Source organism: Shewanella sp. 0m-6 (assembly GCF_052977325.1).
On record NZ_JBRIMD010000013.1, the window covers coordinates 93,410 to 113,888 of the forward strand.

The 20,479-nt window shown below is 46.1% G+C and carries 12 protein-coding genes and 1 riboswitch; of the genes, 9 read left to right on the forward strand and 3 right to left on the reverse strand.

Annotated features, from left to right (window positions below):
* The first annotated feature begins 155 nt into the window (after positions 1-155).
* From ACVBJC_RS11800 to ACVBJC_RS11825, 6 genes are all read left to right on the forward strand, one after another.
* Positions 156-860, forward strand: coding sequence for a DUF3581 domain-containing protein (locus tag ACVBJC_RS11800; RefSeq protein ID WP_447160956.1), 705 nt, complete (start codon positions 156-158; stop codon positions 858-860).
* Positions 861-1,246: 386 nt separating this feature from the next.
* A riboswitch (glycine riboswitch) is annotated at positions 1,247-1,380 on the forward strand.
* A 207-nt stretch (positions 1,381-1,587) separates the two neighbouring features.
* Positions 1,588-2,958 carry an alanine/glycine:cation symporter family protein gene (locus ACVBJC_RS11805; protein ID WP_447160957.1) on the forward strand — a complete coding sequence of 457 codons (1,371 nt, stop codon included), beginning with the start codon at positions 1,588-1,590 and terminating at the stop codon, positions 2,956-2,958.
* Positions 2,959-3,382: 424 nt separating this feature from the next.
* Entirely contained in the window at positions 3,383-7,072 is a 3,690-nt protein-coding gene (locus ACVBJC_RS11810) for an ATP-binding protein (RefSeq protein WP_447160958.1), read from the forward strand.
* A complete protein-coding gene (locus ACVBJC_RS11815; RefSeq protein ID WP_447160959.1) occupies positions 7,072-7,725 on the forward strand; it encodes a hypothetical protein in 654 nt (217 codons plus the stop codon). Before ACVBJC_RS11810 ends, ACVBJC_RS11815 begins: the two co-directional genes overlap by 1 nt.
* 1 nt (position 7,726) lies before the next feature.
* The gene (locus ACVBJC_RS11820) at positions 7,727-8,947 is read left to right on the forward strand and encodes a phosphoenolpyruvate carboxylase (protein WP_447160960.1); all 1,221 of its coding nucleotides are present in this window, start codon (positions 7,727-7,729) and stop codon (positions 8,945-8,947) included.
* Positions 8,948-9,430: 483 nt separating this feature from the next.
* Positions 9,431-10,693 (forward strand): dicarboxylate/amino acid:cation symporter, encoded by a 1,263-nt coding sequence (locus tag ACVBJC_RS11825; protein ID WP_447160961.1) that lies wholly within the window; start codon positions 9,431-9,433, stop codon positions 10,691-10,693.
* Positions 10,694-10,776: 83 nt separating this feature from the next.
* Here the strand turns inward: ACVBJC_RS11825 and ACVBJC_RS11830 are convergent, their stop codons facing one another.
* Both ACVBJC_RS11830 and ACVBJC_RS11835 read right to left on the reverse strand, forming a co-directional pair.
* On the reverse strand, positions 10,777-12,159 hold the full coding sequence (locus ACVBJC_RS11830; protein WP_447160962.1) for a sigma-54-dependent transcriptional regulator: 1,383 nt from the start codon (positions 12,157-12,159) through the stop codon (positions 10,777-10,779).
* A gap of 72 nt (positions 12,160-12,231) precedes the next feature.
* Positions 12,232-14,250, reverse strand: a complete 2,019-nt coding sequence (locus ACVBJC_RS11835) for an ATP-binding protein (RefSeq protein WP_447160963.1) — start codon at positions 14,248-14,250, stop codon at positions 12,232-12,234.
* Positions 14,251-14,655: 405 nt separating this feature from the next.
* Here ACVBJC_RS11835 and ACVBJC_RS11840 point away from each other — a divergent pair, with 405 nt between their 5' ends.
* From ACVBJC_RS11840 to ACVBJC_RS11850, 3 genes are all read left to right on the forward strand, one after another.
* On the forward strand, positions 14,656-16,446 hold the full coding sequence (locus tag ACVBJC_RS11840) for a flavocytochrome c (protein ID WP_447160964.1): 1,791 nt from the start codon (positions 14,656-14,658) through the stop codon (positions 16,444-16,446).
* Positions 16,447-17,194: 748 nt separating this feature from the next.
* Positions 17,195-17,896, forward strand: coding sequence for a hypothetical protein (locus ACVBJC_RS11845; RefSeq protein ID WP_447170439.1), 702 nt, complete (start codon positions 17,195-17,197; stop codon positions 17,894-17,896).
* Positions 17,884-18,540, forward strand: a complete 657-nt coding sequence (locus ACVBJC_RS11850) for a hypothetical protein (protein ID WP_447160966.1) — start codon at positions 17,884-17,886, stop codon at positions 18,538-18,540. The genes ACVBJC_RS11845 and ACVBJC_RS11850 overlap by 13 nt, the downstream gene beginning before the upstream one ends.
* 752 nt (positions 18,541-19,292) lie before the next feature.
* On the opposite strand, the gene ACVBJC_RS11855 is transcribed toward ACVBJC_RS11850, so the two are convergent.
* Positions 19,293-20,282 (reverse strand): class 1 fructose-bisphosphatase, encoded by a 990-nt coding sequence (locus tag ACVBJC_RS11855; protein ID WP_447160967.1) that lies wholly within the window; start codon positions 20,280-20,282, stop codon positions 19,293-19,295.
* Positions 20,283-20,479: the final 197 nt, after the last annotated feature.

A 20,479-nucleotide genomic window follows, 5' to 3' on the forward strand; every position in this document is an offset into this window, starting at 1 on the left:
TGGGGTTAGAGGGAGGCTTTATTTAGACTGAAAAATTCTGTTCGACGGTGCAGGTTCATTTCATCGGCATTCACCAAGTCATCGGGTGAGTGAAAATTGAATCTTGGTATACACTGTCTGGTCATTTTTATGGCTAAATAGATTTTTGAGTGAATATGTTTCTAAGTTCTTATTTTAAAAAAGAAAATCAATCTGTATCTATCACTCCTCAGCAGGCGAGTGATTTTGCCAAAATCGTCGCGCAAGATTTTAATCCAATTCATGATGTTGCTGCCAAACGCTTTTGTGTTCCTGGCGACCTGTTATTCGCCTTAGTGCTTAATGAGTATGGTTTAAGCCAGAAAATGACCTTCAACTTTGCCGGTATGGTTGGCGATGGTGTCAAGTTGCAGTTTCCTGTAGCTGTTGCTGAAGACTTTGATATCCGAGATGACAAAGATAAACGTTATCTGGAAGTACATCGAAGCGGTGATGTGCGTCAGTGCGAGACACAGATAGAGTCATTTATTCGTAAATATGTGGCGTTCTCAGGTCTTAATTTTATGCACATTTTGGTGCCTATGATGAAGCAGCAGCAGATGATGATTAACCCTGCTCGCCCCTTGGTGATCTACGAGAGCATGTCTTTTGATTTAACCACCCTAGATTTTAACGAGGTAAGCTTGTCTCTGGTTAAGCAAGAGCTAGCGATCGAAGGCAAACGCGGCGATGTGACGCTAACCTTTGAGCTACTCAGTGGTGATACCGTAGTCGGTACCGGGGTTAAAACCTTGGTCATGAGTGGTCTGCGCCCATACGAAGATGAGCCCGCGCAGAAGATGTTTGATGCCTATGAAAGCCGCAGAATCGCCTTCGGCTAAGTTAGCTTTTTATACGACTTGGTATTAAAACTGCGCTTTATATACCTGCTTTAAGCCACTTTAAGCTTACTTGCTTGAGTGGCTTTTATGTTTTTTAGCTTTGTAGTTTTAGAACAAAATAGCGCCAGCTTGATTTAAAAGCGCTCGAATGAACGGTTAACCTTAAAAATGTGACTAAGTTCACTTGATGCCAGCGCGCAGAGGGCGCATTCTACGTGTCCCCATCACTTGCTGACCCTAATGGTTAGACAAGGATTGGGATCCGTTCGGATGAAGGTAGCAGGAGAGTGGGGAGTAACCCCACACCGACGAGGCAACTTTGTTATTGCTAATCGCAGTTAACAAAGCACTCTTTCAGGTGCCACATAGTGGTGAGGACTGTTACTGGACGAGCCTCTGGAGAGACTGTGAGCAGCTAAGTGTTCGAAGCTTAATTGTCACACAGCGCCGAAGGCGAAAGTGTTTACTCTATACACTGAGTAAACGCGAAACGCTCAGGCAAAAGGACAGAGGAGAGGATGACTGTGTTGGTTAATATTAACCACATACACCAGTCACTGTCGTTTGTCGCTGCGCCTTTTTCTACCTAACTTACGTTTAGTAATGTTAGCTAGACTCAATTGCTCGTTGCAAACGCCTGTGATGTGCAACAGCCATTTCTTTTCCTCCTCCGATTATTAATAACTCTTATTTAGAGAGTTTTGTTGTTTAATACTCGAGGAATACCATGAATTTTCACGCGCTTTTAGCCGATATCAATGCCATAGTCTGGGGACCTGTTACCCTTTGCCTATTGGTCGGTACCGGTCTTTATCTCACAGTTCGACTCAAACTTATTCAAGTCTTTAAGCTGCCTATGGCGCTGGGTTTATTGTTTAAACCTGCAAGTGGTAAGGGCGACTTATCCTCTTTTGCTGCCTTATGTACCGCGCTATCGGCAACTATTGGTACCGGTAATATTGTTGGTGTGGCCACCGCGATTAAGATTGGCGGCCCCGGGGCACTTTTTTGGATGTGGCTTGCCGCCTTCTTTGGCATGGCAACCAAGTACGCCGAATGTATGCTGGCGGTGAAATACCGCACCACAGATGCAAAAGGTAATATCGCCGGTGGTCCAATGTACTATATCGAGCGTGGTCTCGGCCTTAAGTGGCTCGCTCAAATCTTCGCTATTTTCGGTGTGGGTGTCGCGTTTTTTGGTATTGGTACCTTTGCGCAAGTTAACGCGATTAGCGATGCCATGACGATCGCCTTTGACGTGCCAGCCTGGGTGACCGCGGTCGTTCTTACCTTAATGGTTGCAGCGGTGACATTGGGCGGTGTTAAGCGCATCGCGAACGTGGCGCAAAAGCTGGTGCCGACGATGGCGCTGGGATATGTACTTGCTTGCATGTGGGTGCTGTTTACCTTTTCAGATCAGATCATGCCAGCGTTTGAGTTAGTGATCCATTCAGCCTTTACGCCTATCTCGGCAGCGGGTGGCTTCCTTGGTGCAACCGTTGCGCAGGCGCTGCAAATTGGTATTGCTCGCGGCGTGTTCTCCAATGAGTCAGGCCTGGGGAGCGCACCGATTGCTGCTGCAGCGGCTAAGACCAACGAACCGGTTGAGCAAGGTCTGGTAAGCATGACGGGGACTTTCTTCGATACCATATTGATCTGTACCATGACAGGGCTTGTGCTGATCATTACCGGCGTATGGAGTGGTGATACCGCAGGTGCCGCTATGACCAGCGCGGCATTTGCAGCGGGAGGTTCGGCAATCGTAGGTCAATACGTGGTGACTATTGCGCTGGTTTGTTTTGCCTTTACCACCATTTTAGGTTGGCATTATTATGGCGAGCGCTGTTGGTATTACCTAACCGGTAGTCGTCTTGGTGAGAAGGGGGTTAAGCTTTATCAATTTACCTTTCTAGCCTTGATTGCTGGTGGTGCCTTTATTCACTTAGATCTTATCTGGATGCTGGCTGATACCGTTAACGGTTTAATGGCTATTCCCAACTTGATTGCAATTTTAGGTTTAAGACACGTGATCTTAAAAGAGACGCGCAAGTATTTTGCTAAGCAGCAAGCCTTAGCAACGCAAAGCTCGCTGGCTTAAGTGACTCGTACACTCAGTAATGCTTAGCGCTAACAAGAACAAAAAAGTGCTTAACTGCAGCGTTTTGTAAAGAGTTCAGTAATTTAGCCAAAGTCAAAATTCGAGCCCGTCTTATCATTGGTGAGACGGGTTTTTTATTGGTTGTCAGTTTAAGTTTCTCGCTAATGGCGTCGCTTGTTAACTGCCGATTGATTGAGCATCTAAATACCCAAAAATGGCGTATGATCTCGCTTCAGATACTTGGTCACAAAATTACAGCAAACCGCCTCTTTTGTCGCTTAGACACGATTGCCAAGCGCGGTGCTTTCCTTTAATTTAGTGACCATCAAAATTTTTTATAGCCCTAACATTAGACCTGACATTTTTAGCTTAATGTAAGCCCATAGCGCTTACCGTTACGGCTCTGTTTGGATTAAGGAATGCAATGCCAAGCTTAAATCGCATCATACTTATCGATACTCATCTACCTGGCGTGGTAGAACTGGCTCTGGATGGCCACACCAATATTTGCGGCACTAACGCATCGGGTAAAACTACCCTACAGCGGTTGGTACCGGTTTTTTATGGTGAATACCCGAGTCGAGTGGTGCCATCAACCCGTGACAGCTTTGAGCGCTGGTACTTGCCTCATGATTCAAGCTACATCATTTATGAATACATCAAGTCTGACGGCCTCGCTTATCAGGCTGTGCTCGCTTCTGCGGGTGATGGTAAAGGGGTTAATTACCGCTTTATTGCGAAGGGGTTTGAGCTTGAGGATTACATCAAGACAAAACAGGGGGATAGCATTCAGTGTTACACCATGGCTGAACTTGGCCGTGAGATGAAGCGCGCAGGTGTGGCGGTGACTAATCTGCTCAATACTCGCGAATATCGCGCCATTATCCAGAATGATCGCGCGCTATTAAGCACCGGCAGTAATCGCAATGAACTGCGCAACTATGCGCGCCAGTTCTCCTTGTGTGAAGCTGAGCATTCACTGCGCCATATCGAAAAACTGGCTAAAGCGGTGCACTCGAAAGAGGGCAAGATGGAAACGATCAAATCAATGATCGCAGCCATTTTAGAAGAGGACGGTGTTAATCCGCCTAGCTCTCGCCTTAATCCACAACGTGTTGAAGCGTGGATCCGTGAGAGTCAGCTTATCCAGGGGTTTGAGCAAATTCGCCCAGAGTTTGAAAAGCTGGAGCAAGAGTTTAACCAATTACTCAGTACCGAGCAGCGCCTAGCTAGCCTACGTCGTGGTTATAGCAAAGACGAAACCACAGAAATTGAGCGCCAGGAGCATCATCAAGACCTGTCTAAAGCTTTAAATGCTCAGTTGCGTCAGTTAGATGATGAGTGGAAAGAGCAGCGCGACGAACTTAACCTCGACTTGTCAGCCGCCAAAGGTGACGTGGCTAAGTGTGAGCATGAGCTGGACTCAATTGAAGATCAGCATGCTAACTTCCAAGACGCCGACATTGAACAAGCTAAGTTAGATTTAGAGCAGCTACCGAGCTGGCGCGGCAGTTTAGAGAACCTAAGCGAGCGTCATAAGTTACAAACTGAAAAGCATCAAGATATTGAGGCGGCTTATAACGCCCGTCGCAGCAAGATTGGCGAAGGCCTTAACCGTGAGCTAGAAAACTTGCATCAAGAGCAAGATAGCCTGCGAGAGTCGCGCGATAAGCAAAGAGAGGTGGGCCGCAGTGAGCTTGCTGAGCTTGAGCAAGAGTGGCGTGAATCGACCGAAAAAGGCCAGGCCCAATTTAGCGAGCAAGCCTACCAGCTCAAAGTCTCTGCTGCTGAGCTTAAGGTTCGCGTCGACAGCGTGACTTACTCAGAAGATGAAAAGCTTGCCCTTGCGGTATTTGATGAGCGCATATCTGGCGCGGATGAAAATCAAGAGGCCTGCAATGCTAAAGTCGATCGCCTATCGAGCGAGGAGCGTAAGCTTAGGGCCAAGCGCGATCAAGCCAACGAGAGCCTGCGTGTCGCCGGTATTCGAGTCACCGAGCGCCAAAGTGAGCTTGAAGAGCTGCAACATATTTTGTTCCCGCAGTCGCATACCTTGCTGGAGTTTTTACGTAAAGAAGCTAACGGCTGGGAAAACACCTTAGGTAAGGTGATTAACTCTGAGCTACTGCACCGTAGCGATCTACACCCAAGCCTAATTAGCGATAAGTTAAACAGCGACAACCTAGAAGCGCTATACGGCATTGCACTCGACTTAAAAGCTATCGACGCGCCAGAATATGCCGCTTCAGAGCAAGAGCTAAGAGTTAAGCACGCCGCTGCCGAAGAGATGTTAGCCAGCGCTAAAGAGCTGCAAGCGGAAGCGGAAGATATCTTAGTTGCTAGCAACACTGAGCTGGATAACCTGCTGCGCGAGCTAACGTTTGCCCGTACGGCTTATAAGAATAGCCGTGATGATCTGCGTCGCCTGTTTGATGACAAGCGCGCCGAGCAAGAAAAGATTAACCAAGCGCTGAATGAGCGCAAAGCAGCATCGCAAAAGCAACTTGCCCGTATCGATAGTGATATCAAGCAATTGCAAAGCCAGCAGCAGGAGTGGCTTGCAGAGCAAAAAGAGCAAGCGCTTGAAGCGCGCATGGAGAAAAATGCTTACTGGCAAGAAGTGGTTGGCGCATTAGACAATCAACTTGGGCAAGTGAAAGCCAATATTCAAAACCGCCGAGATCACGCTGCAAGCGAGCAAAAAGCCTGTGAGCAGTGGTACAAGAATGAGCTTAAGTCTCGTGGTGTCGACGAAGCCAAAATCGTTGCCCTAAAAGCGGAGATCCGCACGCTAGAAAGCAATATCAGTAAAGCCGAGCAGCGCCGTAGCGAAGTATTGCGTTACGAAGACTGGTATCAGCACACCTGGCTTAAACGTAAGCCAAAGCTACAATCTGAGCTGAGCAAAGTTAAACATGCCAGCCTAGATCTAGAGCAACAGCTAAAGAGTAAAGCTAACGAAGTTAAAGCTAAGCGTAACGAGCTAGATGGTGAGCGTAAGCGCTCTGATGCGGTGCAAATTGAAGCATCGGAGAACTTAACTAAACTGCGCAGCGTGATGCGTAAACTGAGCGAGCTTAAGCTACCGCCAAATAATGATGATGCACAGGGCAGCCTGTCTGAGCGTTTGCGTCAAGGTGAAGACCAACTGCTTAAGCGTGATTCTATGATGGGCTCAGTTAAGCAATATGTTGAGCACTTTGACTCAGTGATCGCCAGCAAATCAGGTTCAGGTTTATCAGAGACCTGGGAGCGCGCCCGTGAAGAATCAAGCTTTGTTAATGACAAAGGCATTCGCATTATCGATTACCGCAAGTTGGTGCCACAGCTAGAGCAGCTGCTGAACGTGATGGTGCCGCAATCGATTATGGCGCTACGTGAGCAAGGGCGAATTTTTGGTGTCGACTTAACGGCCTTCTACGATGTACTCGCCGATATCGACCGCCGTATCGCCTCACAAAGTGCGCGTATTACACGCGAGGTGGGTGAAGAACTGTTCCTTGACGGCGTATCAGAATCAGCCGTTAGAATTCGTTCACGCATTAGTGAGCTTGAGTTCTGGCCTGAGCTGGAGCAGTTTGTTAAGGCGTTTAAGCGCTGGAAAGCCGATGGCTTTAATGACTTACCGGGCGAGGATTACACCAACAGCATGCGCCGCGCGTTAGACATTATCGGCCGCGCAGCACTGTCAGGTGGCATTGCTAAGCTGCTAGAGATTGAATTGCGCCTAAAAGAGGGCAATAGCGATTTGATTATTCGAACCGACAGACAGCTAAATGAATCATCGAGTCACGGTATGGCTTACTTGATTTTGTGTAAGTTCTTACTGGCATTTACCCGTCTGCTTCGTGGCCGCGCCGAGGTGACCATTCACTGGCCGATTGATGAGCTAGGTACCTTGCACCACGGTAACGTGAAGAAGATTTTTGATGCCTGTGAGAACAACAACATCTCAGTACTGGGCGCGTTTCCGAACCCAGAGTCAGAGGTGTTGAGCCTGTTTGCTAACCGTTACATCATCAATAAACAAACTAAGAAACTGCAGGTGGTTAAGCCTCAAGTTAATCCTATCGCCGATAAACTTAATCAGCGACGCACTCAGGAGGCCGTGTAATGAGCCAAGTAACCGAAACCGCCATTGTAGGGACTAGCGCCCTGATCGAGCGTTTACTTAAAGGTCAGTTTATCTGCCGCACCACTGATGAAGACGGTTGGCGCGCACTTAAAAGCCCGTCGACTCGTGAACATGTTGAAAACTACCTTAACCAGATCAACCGTACTATCGGCTCTGCCAGTGAAGGCGAAGTGTTTTTCTGTGGTTATCAGCAGCTAGGTGATAGCGAGCGTAAAGTCATTTCATCGCAGTTTAAAGATATCTGTAATGCGCTTATCCCGCTGGTGGAGTGGCTAGTGTTAGTGCAAGAGGGCAGTGGCCAAGACGCCCCGCTTTCTGAAGGTGTTGCGGTGCGTTTAACTGAGCTGCAAACCCGCATTGAAGACACGCCAGCATTTCGTGAGCAGTTAGCCAAAATCAGTCACTACCGCCTGTTTGGCTCTACCAGTACCAATGTAGATGCACAGATAAAGTTAGTGTTTAAGCGCTTGGTCGAGCTAGGTTATCTGACTCGCCCTAACAGTGAGAAGCAAATTTATATCGCCACCGGTAAGCTCGATTACCTGTATGAAGTGATCCGCTTTATCGATGAGACCGAAGGCTTAAGTCTTGAAGCGCAGGCCGAGACCGCAACGCAAAGGGATCTGATCTAATATGAGCAGTAACTTACACCAAGCTGGTGTTAAGCTGCTAAAACAGCTTGGACGCCATGCAGAGCTGGTGATGGACGTTTACTTGTCAGGCTCGGTCTCGATTGATGAGAGCAACGCTGGCGCCATCGATAAGCTACAGAAAAGCGATATCTTGTGGCGACCAGAGCCTGAGCAGGAGCTGCGCCTTAAGCGTTCGGTGCGAGCCTTGCTTGAGGAAGCCTTGAGCGATGAGCGTAATCGCCAGATTGACTCTAATGTTGGCTCGTCACTGGCGACCATTAAAACCTTGGCTGCTCACTATAAAGAGGCGCGTCATAATGTCGACTTTGCAGCTTCTGAGGCTTACCTTGCCGACTTAAGTGAACATGTTTACAGTTTTGCCGATGGTCTACGTTACTCAATTCGTGTGCTGTGGAGCCGCATCAACAACGAATTTGGCTATGTAGGCAGCATTAACGCGAAAATCCGCGAAAATGAGTTAGCTCAGAGCCAGGTATCTGAGCTGCTAAATGGCCTTGAGATGTTCCAGTTTAGTGAGCTCGGTGAGATCGCTGGCGATATTCGAGAGCTTAGAAAGCTGCTGGTTACTACCTTGCAAGAAACCTTAAGTGACTGTACTCAAGAGCTTAGTGTTGTGCAGGCACGTTTACTTGAATTGCTTGGGCGTTTTCGTCAAATTCGTGGCCGTACTCGATTGCTAAAAGGTTGGTTGTTGTATACCGACTTACACCCTGATTATCGCCCTGCAGATCACGTTAGCCACAAGCAGCTCCCGGCGTTGTTTAATATCGCTGAGCCACTTCTTGCGCCTGCGGCAGTAGATGTACAAAACCATAGCTTAGAGCCTGAGTTATTAGAGATAGTCTCAAATATTAAACGTATCGACCGCTTAAATGATGTTGGCGTTATGCGTGAGCAAGATGTCTCAGTAGATTTGACCCAGGTGGAAGATTTCGATATTCCCGATAACCCGCTCAAGATAGCGGTAGATGGCTATTTCTGTGCCGTAATCGACTCGGGCAAGAGCCAGTCAGCATTGGATTACCTCGATGAGCATGGTCTGCCTTGGGATAGAGAATCATGGTTGTATCAGGTGATCTGCGGTTATGAGGGCCTGCCAGAAGAGCATCGTAGCTACTTCGAGCTTGAGCATATCGGTGAGCCAGACCCTGTGTATAGCGGTAACTTCATCATTAAGGATGTGGAGCTGTGGTTGGCGTAATCGCCAGTCTAAATCAAGGCTAAAGCAAGCCTAATAGGCCGCAAAACAGCTTAATAAAAAGCACCTTTTAAGGTGCTTTTTTTATGAGCATTAATCGGTGTTGTTGTCTTGGGGTGGAGGTATCGTGCTGTGCGTGCGGTATTTTGTGGTTGATTTCTCCTTTTTGTGGCTTGCTGGTGGTATTTTTGACTATTCCGTTTTTAAGTTTCTGTGTGGAAAATGATGCAGATATGTTGCTGGTGTAAAAGTTGTGAAATTTAAGTCGTGTTTTATGGTTGGCAAAAAGCGTTTATTATCAATGGCTTGACTACTGTTGTGCTGAGTGGTTACCTGCCTGTATCAAAAACTTATTATGCCATTTTGATTGAAATTTTTGCCAGCATGTTTCACTATCCTTGGCACATAGAGATGAAAACCTATAATTCATCAAAATTGAAGGCAATAGAAGGCATGCGTTAAGACATGTCCTAATAAGGCAAGCAAATGACTAAATCACTTTCGACTCGGATCTTTATCGGTCTATTTTCAGGGCTAATTTTTGGCTCTATCATCCAATACTTCCTCGCTGATATCAGCTTATTCTCTGGCACTATCGTTGACTTGGCCTCAGGCGCAGGCACCATGTTCGTTAATATGATCATGATGCTAGTGGTACCGTTAGTGTTCGTCAGTATCGTTTGCGGTGTGTGCGAGCTTAAGGATCTCAACAGCTTCGGCCGCCTAGGCGGTAAAACATTCGGTTTTTACATCATCAATACTCTAGTGGCTATTGTCGCGGCATTAGGGGTGGCGTTATTGCTTGCTCCTGGTAAAGGCGTCGATATGTCCAGTGGCGGCGGTGTCGATATTGTCGCCACTGAGCTACCTAACCTTGTAGATTTAGTGGTGAGCATAGTGCCGAGCAACCCCGTTGCGGCATTTAGCTCGGGTAACATGCTACAGGTTATCTTTATGGCGCTGCTACTTGGTGGCGTGATTAAATCCTTAGGCGATGCGGCGCAAAGCGCGGTAAATGGCTTTCAAGTTGCTAACAAGATCATGATGAAGTTGATTAGCGTCGTGATGCAATTAGCCCCTATCGGTGTGTTTGCCTTGATGTTAAAGCTTGGTGCGACGCTTGAAGCGGCGATATTTGGCAGTGTGGTTGAATATCTGGCGTTGATCTTAGGCTTATTGTTGTTGTGGATTTTCGTAGTGTATCCATTTGCCGTTGGCATGTTCACACAAGTTTCAGCAAAAGAGTTTCGCGCTAAGACCCGCGAGCAAATTTTGTTTTCACTGTCGACAGCGAGCTCAAATGCCACTATCCCAGTGACCATGCGTACGCTAACCGATAAGCTAGGTGTTAGTCGTGCTGTAGCTGGTTTTGGTGTGCCGCTTGGCGCAACCATGAACATGGGCGGCGTGTCGATTTATATCACGATTGCTATCTTCTTTGTGGCTAATGCGTTCGGCGCACCAATTTCAATGGAGCAGCTACCAGCATTGATGTTCAGTGTTTTCTTACTGTCAGTTGGCGCTGGTGGTGTACCCGGTGGCGGCATGGTGATGATTGGGGTGCTTATTCACCAAATGGGTCTTCCCGTAGAAGCCTTCGCCATTGTGGCAGCACTTGACCGTTTAATCGATATGGTACTGACCTCTTGTAACGTGGTGGGTGACACTGCTGTTTTGACCATCGTTGATGAAACAGAAAAGAGCAGCGAGGCTAAGGTCGCAGCAGCTCAGGCTCAAGCTCAAGCTTAAACTGCACTAGAACCGCTATTTCAGGATAAAAATGCCAGCAATTTGCTGGCATTTTTGTGTTCAGTTTACAGCATAGAAGCTGCTTACTTTTCTTTAGTGATGCGCCGGCTTAGCGCGCTTTGGCTGATGCCAAGCATTTGCGCCGCTGCAGTTTGATTGTTAGCGGTGCGGTTCAAGGCTTCGTGAATTAACGCATCGCTCATCTGTGCTAATGTCGGCAAATTCTTAGGGAAGATAAACTGGTCGCTATCAGACGTATTAGCCGGTTTGCTGAGGTTCATTGCTTCCATAAACGGGGTGATATTAAGAGAGATCCCGTCACTGCGACTGACCGCATCAAACACCATGCCTTTAAGCTCATGCAAGTTGCCAGGAAAATCGTATTCCGATAACTGCTGCGCCAGTGAGCTGGGTTGTTGCGGCTCTGAAAGCCCCATATCCTTCGCTGCTAAGCTAATAAAGTGATTGATAAGCATAGATAGATCTAGCTTACGCTGTCTCAATGGTGGCAGTTTGATTGTGTGTGATCGTAGGCGATATAAAAGATCACTTCTAAATTTCCCCGCTTGATTAAGTGCAAGCAGATCATGCTGGGTCGAGGTAATGATTTTACACATTACCGGATAGGCTCTGTCGCTACCGATTGGGTAATACTGTTTATGCTCAATCACATCGACAAGTTTAGCTTGAGCTTCAATTGGCAAGTCACCAATTTCATTTAAATAGAGTAAGCCCGTTTGCACCTGGTGCAATACCCCCGCTTGAGCACTGATCTGGCCATCGTCCTGAGTATGAATTTGGCCAAATAACTGCAGCTCAAAGGCTGAGGTGCTAATACCGGCTAAGTTGACGTTAATAAACGGCGCATCAGCACAAATAAGCTGATGGCACGATTTGGCAAATTCATCTTTACCTGTGCCACTTTCACCCTGAATTAAAATCGGTTCAGGGCTTAAGGCGACCGCCTCAAGATAGCGGAATTGGTCAAGCAGCGCTGGCTCGCAGGTGAGAATATTATTAAACACCTCGGGACGATTTAAGGTGCGGCTTAAAAAGCTTTCTTTAATCCTTAAGTAGTTCCGCTCAAGGCCAACCACTTCTAATGCGCGGCGCACTGTGCGGGCAAGGTCGTCGACGTTATCGGTTTTAATAAAGTAGTCATACGCGCCGTTTTTAATGCAGCGCACGGCAGTGTCAACTTCGTTCACACCTGTGACTATCAACACTCGTGTTTTAGGAAACTCGCTACGGATCATCTCTAGTAAGTCTTCGCCGGAGTGAAATGGCATGGTCAGATCGAGCAGCACAAGGGCGTAGTCACCGGTCTGCAATCGACTCATCACCTGGCGGCTATCGACGCAGGTATCAATTTTCGCTTCCGGTACTAAGCGATTAAGCGTGATAGAAAGCGTTCTAAGCCAAGAGGCTTCATCGTCAACAAGAAGAATATTTCTAGCAAGTTTCATTTGATACCAATCCTATTAAATATCTGTTCTAGAGCCCAGTGGCTTTCAATTCAAGGTGTATTGATGAAGAAATTAGTACTCCAACGGAAAGCGAATTTTAATCTCAGTCCCTTCGCCAAGACGTGAACTGATCTGCATGTCGGCCTTGTGTTCTTTGATGATGCGGCTGCACACCGATAAGCCCAGTCCAGTGCCACCACTTGAGCGGCGGGTGGTAAAGAAGGGCTCGGTAATTCTTTGTAATGTTGCTCTATCCATACCGACTCCTTTATCGCTAATGACAAGGCAGATATGGCTCTGCTCTACACAGGTTTTGATATCGATGTGATTGCCGCATTCATAGCACTCTGCGTCCTGCCTTATGGCATGACAGGCATTCTGGATAAGATTAATCAGCACTTGATGTAGCTGCTGGGCATCACCCATAACAACAGGTGAGGGAGTTAGCAGGTCGGTAGTGACATTAAATATCTTAGTCTGGTTGGCTGTAAGGCGCAGCGATACCGCTACTACTTCATTAAGGCTAATTGGCTGATATTCGTTGGCTAGGCTCGGTAAGGCATAACGTTTGAGATCGTTAACAATGCGACTTATCCGCTCTGCTCCCTCGTGAATAGACTGGCCACTTAACTCAAGTTCGCCCATTGCAGAGTCTGGAGGCAAGCCTGCCACTGTCCAAAACGGGTTCTGCTTCTGATAATGGTTGCTGGCCTCAGAAAGATCCTTTAGCGCGTCATTAATAAAGGCGATAGCGTGGACGATAATCCCGGTAGGATTATTAATTTCGTGGGCAATACCCGCCGACAGTTCACCGAGGGATGCCAGGCGGCTGGCTTCATCATTAGCTTGGCGTAGCCTATGCTGCTCAGTGGCTTCCTCTAGCAGAATTACCACCTGTAGTTTGCTGATAGGGTGTAACTGCAACTGCCAATACTGATTGTTGATCTGCATATCTGCGGTTTGCGATTTTTGCTCAGCTAGTGCGCCAGATAGCGCATGGCTCAAGTTAAAGGTTTCGCCATCAATGTAGTGAAACTCAGAGTTTGTCAGTAGGTCGTTATTATTGTCATTACTCCATAAGCATTCGCCGTCTTGGTTAAACAGAGTCACACCATGGGGAATGCCGTCGAGCACTGACTGGAACTGTTTCGATAGGCTAGATATGGCTAACTCGGCTTTTTTGCGCTGGGCTAGCTCTTTTTTAAGCGCCTTAGAACGCTTACGTAGGCTGAGACTGATAAAGCCGGTGAGTAGCATACCGACGGCAGAGAGCAAGCTGACAAAGATGGCTAACGATAACATTCTTTTTTGAGCGGAGTTCAGATCAACTTTCTCGCGGCCAGTACCAAACCACTTATTGACTAAGCGGTCGTACTCACCCGATAGCTTTAATTGTCTGAGGGCATCATTTATCTGAGCCATCAGCGCATCATTCTTATGGTTACTCACAAAGTTGAAGGCGCCATAAATAAGCGGATCACTTGAGCTACGGACTGATGGATACAGTGGCATTAAACGTCTAGCCACGAAGTTCTCAGCGATGACTACATCAACTTCACCTTTTATCAGCTTTTGAAAGCCGGTTTCATACAGGTCGACATCGACGCGGGTAAAGTCCTGCTTTTTTCCTGAAATATACACATCGACAAACGCACCTTTTTTAATGGCGACACGTTTACCTACTAGATCAGCCCAGCCATTAATAAATGACTTACCTTGCAGGGTATACGCTTTGGCATGGGTAGCGTAAATAGGGTCTGACTGGCTCAACTCTCTGTCGATGCTAATCGGGCTCACAACCGCAATCACATCAATTAATGAATCTGGATTATGTACATCATTGAGCAGTTGTTGAAAGCTTTTGCGGCGGGTGACAATGCGTTTACCTGTGAGCTGGCCGATGCGGTCCATTAACTCAAGATTAAAGCCTTGGTCGACACCGTTGTTACGCCACTCTAGCGGCGCAGTTTTTGAATGAACCCCAAAGACGATGTTTTGCTTAAGGTGTGGCTCTTCAGCATGCAACGGCTGCGAGAGTGCTAATATGTAGAGAGTGCAAAGACTGCAAACTAAGTTAACAAATGTTTTCATATTTGAATCTTAGCATGAGCTTATGCAGCATAACTGTGCGGGGTTTCTCGCTTTTAAAGCAATACGTACTGGCTTTAAGTGCTACCGAACCCTTGGTTTATCAGGTTTTTATCATTGTAAGCATCTTTAGCTTTTGAGTTTGGCCGGTTTGTGATCTTGTTAACCTAGTCTTATGCATTTTTGCATAACTGCCTATCAGGTTATGCATGTTTGCATGGACGCTTTTACAAGCTGTGATCGAGTGTTCAGTTTCTCTAGCTACTTGGTACATGCAGTTGATGCCTTAACGCAATAGGCAGACAATTACCTCGAATTGAGTATTTAAGACAGCGTTTATGACTGTCGTATATAACGTGATAGCTTTTTGCGCTGCTAAGAACAGCAATAAAAAGGCGAGGAAATGAGATGAAAAACTTTAAAAAAGCAGTGTGTATTGCAACACTTCTCGGCTCAGCAGGCTTTATGTCTAACGCCATTGCGGCAGACAACTTGGCAGAATTCCACGGTGAAAACCAAGAGTGTGATAGCTGCCACATGCCAGATGGTGAGCTTTCAAACGACAGCTTAACTTACGAGAATGAACAGTGTGTAGCTTGCCACGGTACACTCGCTGAAGTTGCTGAAGAAACTAAACATGAGCACTACAATGCCCATGACTCTCATTTCCCTGGCGAAGTGGCTTGTACTTCTTGTCACAGCGCTCACGAAAAATCGATGGTCTACTGTGACTCTTGCCATAGCTTCGACTTTGACATGCCTTACACTAAGAAGTGGGAACGTCATGAGCCAAGCATCGATGAGTTATTAAAAGACACTGAAGATCGTCAAGCAGCCCTTGCTGCAGCACCACGTGACACCGTTGATGTGGTTGTTGTCGGTTCAGGTGGCGCAGGTTTCTCTGCAGCGGTATCTGCAGTTGATCACGGCGCTAAAGTGATTCTAATTGAAAAAGAACCTGTTATTGGCGGTAACGCTAAGCTTGCAGCAGGTGGCATGAACGCCGCTTGGACTGATCAGCAAAAAGCCAAAGGCATTAAAGATAGTGTTGAGTCTATGTACAAAGACACTATGAAAGGTGGTCGTGACCTAAACGAGCCAGAGCTAGTTGAAGTACTCACTTCACACTCTAAAGGTTCTGTTGATTGGTTAACCGCAATGGGCGCAGATCTTAACGACGTAGGTCGTATGGGCGGCGCATCAGCCAACCGTTCACACCGTCCAACAGGTGGTGCAGGTGTGGGTGCTCACGTAATCCAAGTACTTTACGATAACGCGGTTAAGCGTGACGTTGATATGCGTATGAACACCCGTGGTATCGAAATTCTTAAAGACGATAAAGGCAATGTTAAAGGCCTACTCGTTAAAGGCATGTACAAAGGTTACTACTGGATTAAAGCTGACGCAGTTATCCTAGCAACAGGTGGTTTTGCTAAGAACAACGAGCGTGTATCAAAACTTGATCCTAAGTTAAAAGGCTTCATCTCAACTAACCAACCTGGTGCCACAGGTGACGGTATCGACGTAGCAGGTAATGCTGGCGCGGCGATGACAGATCTACAGTACATTCAGGCTCACCCAACATTATCTGTTAAAGGTGGTGTGATGGTTACTGAAGCGGTTCGTGGTAACGGCGCAATCTTGGTTAACCGTGAAGGTAAGCGCTTCGTCAACGAAATCACCACACGTGATAAGGCTTCTGCAGCGATTTTGAACCAAACAGGCAAATCAGCCTTCCTAATCTTTGATGACTCAGTACGTAAGTCGCTAAGTAAGATTGATAAGTACATCGGTCTAGGTGTTGTACCAAGTGCTGACTCGCTAGTTAAACTAGGTGAGCAGACAGGTATTGACGGTAAGAACCTAACTGAAGCTGTTGCACGCTACAACACACTTGTTAAGAGCGGTAAGGATGCAGACTTTGAACGTCCTAACCTACCTCGTGCTCTTAACGAAGGTAACTACTACGCAATCGAAGTGACTCCTGGTGTTCACCACACTATGGGCGGCGTGAAGATTGACTCTAAAGCTGAAATCATGAACGCGAAGCAGCAAGTTATCCCAGGTCTATATGGCGCAGGTGAAGTAACTGGTGGTGTTCACGGTGCTAACCGTCTAGGTGGTAACGCTATCTCTGATATCGTCACCTTCGGTAGAATGGCTGGTGAGAATGCAGCGGCTTACTCTAAGAAGAATTAGTCTAAGAAAAACTAATCTTAGATTGTTAGTCGGGGTTGGGATTTGAGTTAAGTTTCAGCCTCAGACTAGAAAACAAAAGCCTTCATCTTATAGATGGAGGCTTTTTTATTTTCTCAATTTCAGTTGAGAGTGATTGATGCCAAAGGCGTGATAAAGGTCGTGGTGCTTCGCTCCACATTGGCAATGCATCAGGCGGCGCCTGACCAACGTCGTGGGATTCCATCCCACCCCCTGGCAAGGAGGACTGCTCGTCCTTATCCTCCTTGCATCCACCATGACGCCCCGACGAAGTTGTTGATCCTCATACTCCAATAAAAATTGCCTAACGGCTCTGATGGGACATCCATGTCCCGCCGAGCCTGAACCATCATCCATGATGCTTCCACGGCATTTTCATTTACGTATTTCGGCAACTCCGATGGGGATTGGGTGTTTTTTGTGAGAGTGGTAGCTCGATTTTGCCCGAAAGCTTGATTCCCCTCCCTCCCGCCGGCCAGCTAGGCAGCCAGCCGTCGCCACGTTCAAAGTAGAAGAAGTTATGCCTGTCCTATCTTTGTTAGTAATCGCACCAACGCCCCAATTTCAAGTAGGGCTAAAAATTGAGGGCAATAAAGGAAGCCCTGTGGCCAATATATCGTAGAAATTGACAAAATTATCAATGGCGAAGTGATTTAGACTAGATTACATCAATCATTTTAGCTGTTAAAATTATCTATAGTCTTATCTATTTAGTTAAAGAATTAATAAAATGATTACTTCAAAGAATATTCTCATGTTTCAAACTGCTTTCTTTTTCTCAAGAGAGATTGAGCGTCCTGATAAATTATTTTTCAACCTTTCTGAGCAGATCCGTCAGTTTGATGTTATGCCTAATATCCAAGCGCTCCCGCCGGGGATTCATTCTGATTCGATACCAGTCATCACATTTAAATCAGCTAATAGCGTTTTTAGGTGTGAAATTGCCTCCGGTCGTCTTGATTTTAAAGTAGATCTAGGACAAAACTTTAACCGTTACAAATATTCAGAGATTTACCAAACTTATATCGAAATCTCGAAGGAAATTGCTAACTATATTTTTGGCCTTCCCACTTTATCCATCCAAAGAGTAGGCGTTGTGGGAAGCTATTTCTCTCCTGCAGAGAATCCCATTGAGGCTGTTCAAAAAATTAACAAGTTACCCCTTGAAGATGACTTATCTGAACTAAGTATCCGTAAAAACAAACTGCAGACTATAGGAAATAAGATCTGCAATAAGATAGTTAGCTATGAAATTATTGAGTATGTGCACAATGGAGTATCGACTAAAGGGGTGCTGGTTAATCAGGATATTAACAATGTTCCGCAACCTGAAATTATTCTAAATGAACAAGAAATAGATGTATTGTTGGATAAGAGTTTCATTCTTTTATCAGAGGATTCATTTAGGGATATAAGTTCATGGGAAGAATAGGTAGTAACTCTACTTTTAAGGATATGATTTTTGGTAGTAGTAGCACATCTAGCTCGACAGTAGACTCTCAGTCAAGAATAGATTCTAAAACATCAACGGTGAAGGCTGAAGATGAAAAAGCTGAATTGATAAAAGGATTTTTAACGCAAACAGATAAGCTAAACAGCGACTTTGAGATGAAATTTGAGCTACATCAAAAAGATGTAGCCGTGATCAACAGGAAGTTAACGGATCAGGAACAAAAATTTGTCGAACAAAGTCAAAGAATCGTTGATCTAAATGCGGAGCTTTTAGCTTATAAAGGAGCTGTGGAGAGCAATAAAAATGGACATGTTATCTGGTTGGTTGGTATCGCGGCAATATCATTAGCAACAGTAGTCGGTGGCTATTGGTATTTAGATTCAAAGTTTGAAACAATGAAAAATGAAGTTAGTACTTTTCAAACGGACACATCAAAACAGCTCGGTGAAATTACAACGAAACTGGGAGACCTTGATGACAATACAAGTGATATTAAAGAAAATAGTTTATTGCTCGCTAAAACAAGAGAAGAGCATATCAAAACACTGACGATAGTTTCGATTTTAAATGAAGATCGTGAAAAAGTTTTAGTTAATGTGACTAAAAGTGCACAGAAACAATAAAGATATGAGGGGTCACAGTAAACATTCAAATATCTAATCTAATGACCCCGACTTAGCTCACAGAAAACACCTACTCCCCATCGAAGTTGCCGAAATACGTTGGAAACTCTTTATAAACAAGAATCGCGTGATGCCCACACGGATGTGGGCATAGATTTCGCGGGACAGGCCGTTCCTTTATATGTCGGGTCAGAGTAAACATTCAAACACCTAAATCTAACGTTCACGATTTAGCCTACAGAAAACACCTATTCACCATCGAAGTTGCCGAAGTACGTAGATAAAAATGCCGTAGAACCATCATGGGTGATGGTTCAGGCTCGGGGGGGCATGGATGTCCCATCTGAGCCGTTAGGCGATTTTTATAGGAGTATGAGGCCCGTATCTAATGCATGTAACTTCGTCGGGGCGGCAGGGACTCTTTTTGAATGAATTAGCCAAGAGAGTGTTGCTGTTGGCTTTTTGATCCCCTCTTGGCCGTGTGTGAGCTGGAAGCTCACGACTTTAGTTGTTAGACGCAGTCTAACTTAGAGTTCAGGCGCAGCCTGATAGGTTGCATAGCAACGACGTTTATCAAGCGCAGCTTGATTGCTTCAGTTGTTAGACGCAGTCTAACTTAAAAGTCAGGCGCAGCCTGATAACAACAAGCTCCCTGTGCCAAAAAGCTAGGCGCAAAAAAAAGCACAACCCTACTAACATAGGATTGCGCTTTTTCTTCGGCTTTTGCTAGAACCTAGGACCTATCTTATTACCTATACAGCAGGTTCTTCGCTGTAATCAATACCGTGGTATTCAAGACAAGCATCAACTTCATTGGCTGAGCCTAAGATAACCGCTACACGTTGGTGAATCTCAGTTGGCTCAATATCCATAATGGTTTCATAACCCGTAGACGCTTTACCGCCTGCTTGCTCTACCAAGAATGCCATTGGGTTAGCTTCGTACATTAAACGCAGCTTGTATGGCTTTTCTGGGTTCTTATTATCTGTCGGATAAGTGAAAATACCGCCGCGACAAAGTACGCGGTGTACGTCGCCAACCATGGCTGCAATCCAGCGCATGTTAAATGACTTTTCACGTGGGCCAATTTGACCTAGCAGTAAGTCGCTGATGTAAGTCTGCATTGGCGCTTCCCAGAAGCGTTGGTTTGACATGTTAATCGCAAACTCGCCAGTGTCTTTGCTGATAGCCATTGCGCCATCTGTTAGCAAAAACTCGTTAGTTTCTGGGTTTAGGGTAAATAGCTGTACGCCTTTACCTGTGGTTAGCGCTAGCATAGTTGATGGGCCGTATAACACGTAACCTGCAGCAACCTGGTTGCGACCTGCTTGTAAAAAGCTTTTCTCGGTTAGTTCGCCTGCTGGCGCTGGTAATACTGAGAAGATAGTGCCCACAAGTGAGTTAATGTCGATGTTTGATGAGCCATCTAGTGGGTCAAAACACACTAGGAACTCACCGTTAGCATCGGCTTCAACCACGTAGTCTTCTTCTTCCGATGCGATACCACGCACTGTGCCGTCGGCCTTTAGGGCATCTTTGAGCATATCATTGGTGATGATATCGAGTTTCTTCTGCGTTTCGCCTTGAACGTTTTCTTGTTCTGTTGCGCCTAACACGCCTGCTAGTGCGCCGTGGCGTACTGCGTGGCTAATCTCTTTAGAGGTGTTAGCTAGGGTAAGGATAAGTTTTTCAAGAGTAGGAGAAATTGCTTGTGATGTCAGGTTTTCAGCCAGAGTTTGCATCTTGTTTCCTATACAATTTTACGTGAGTAAATTGAGTTTGAGGTCAGGACAAAAGTGTATTCTTTATTATTGTGGCGATGATACCTCAGTGCGCTAGTTTTTTCAGCCGTAAAGATTGGTTTTCTGCTTGATTGCTCTCAAGTAGGACTAAAGCAGGGTTTGAGTGCATAGTTTTTGTTTTGCTAATGATTAAGGCA

Excerpts from the sequence above, each read along its gene's own strand:
- ACVBJC_RS11810 (WP_447160958.1), top strand. The coding sequence starts at position 3,383 with ATGCCAAGCTTAAATCGCATCATACTTATCGATACTCATCTACCTGGC.
- ACVBJC_RS11845 (WP_447170439.1), top strand. The coding sequence starts at position 17,195 with ATGATTACTTCAAAGAATATTCTCATGTTTCAAACTGCTTTCTTTTTC.
- ACVBJC_RS11850 (WP_447160966.1), top strand. The coding sequence starts at position 17,884 with ATGGGAAGAATAGGTAGTAACTCTACTTTTAAGGATATGATTTTTGGT.
- ACVBJC_RS11835 (WP_447160963.1), bottom strand. The coding sequence starts at position 14,250 with ATGAAAACATTTGTTAACTTAGTTTGCAGTCTTTGCACTCTCTACATA.
- ACVBJC_RS11820 (WP_447160960.1), top strand. The coding sequence starts at position 7,727 with ATGAGCAGTAACTTACACCAAGCTGGTGTTAAGCTGCTAAAACAGCTT.
- ACVBJC_RS11800 (WP_447160956.1), top strand. The coding sequence starts at position 156 with ATGTTTCTAAGTTCTTATTTTAAAAAAGAAAATCAATCTGTATCTATC.
- ACVBJC_RS11840 (WP_447160964.1), top strand. The coding sequence starts at position 14,656 with ATGAAAAACTTTAAAAAAGCAGTGTGTATTGCAACACTTCTCGGCTCA.
- ACVBJC_RS11830 (WP_447160962.1), bottom strand. The coding sequence starts at position 12,159 with ATGAAACTTGCTAGAAATATTCTTCTTGTTGACGATGAAGCCTCTTGG.
- ACVBJC_RS11825 (WP_447160961.1), top strand. The coding sequence starts at position 9,431 with ATGACTAAATCACTTTCGACTCGGATCTTTATCGGTCTATTTTCAGGG.
- ACVBJC_RS11855 (WP_447160967.1), bottom strand. The coding sequence starts at position 20,282 with ATGCAAACTCTGGCTGAAAACCTGACATCACAAGCAATTTCTCCTACT.
- ACVBJC_RS11805 (WP_447160957.1), top strand. The coding sequence starts at position 1,588 with ATGAATTTTCACGCGCTTTTAGCCGATATCAATGCCATAGTCTGGGGA.
- ACVBJC_RS11815 (WP_447160959.1), top strand. The coding sequence starts at position 7,072 with ATGAGCCAAGTAACCGAAACCGCCATTGTAGGGACTAGCGCCCTGATC.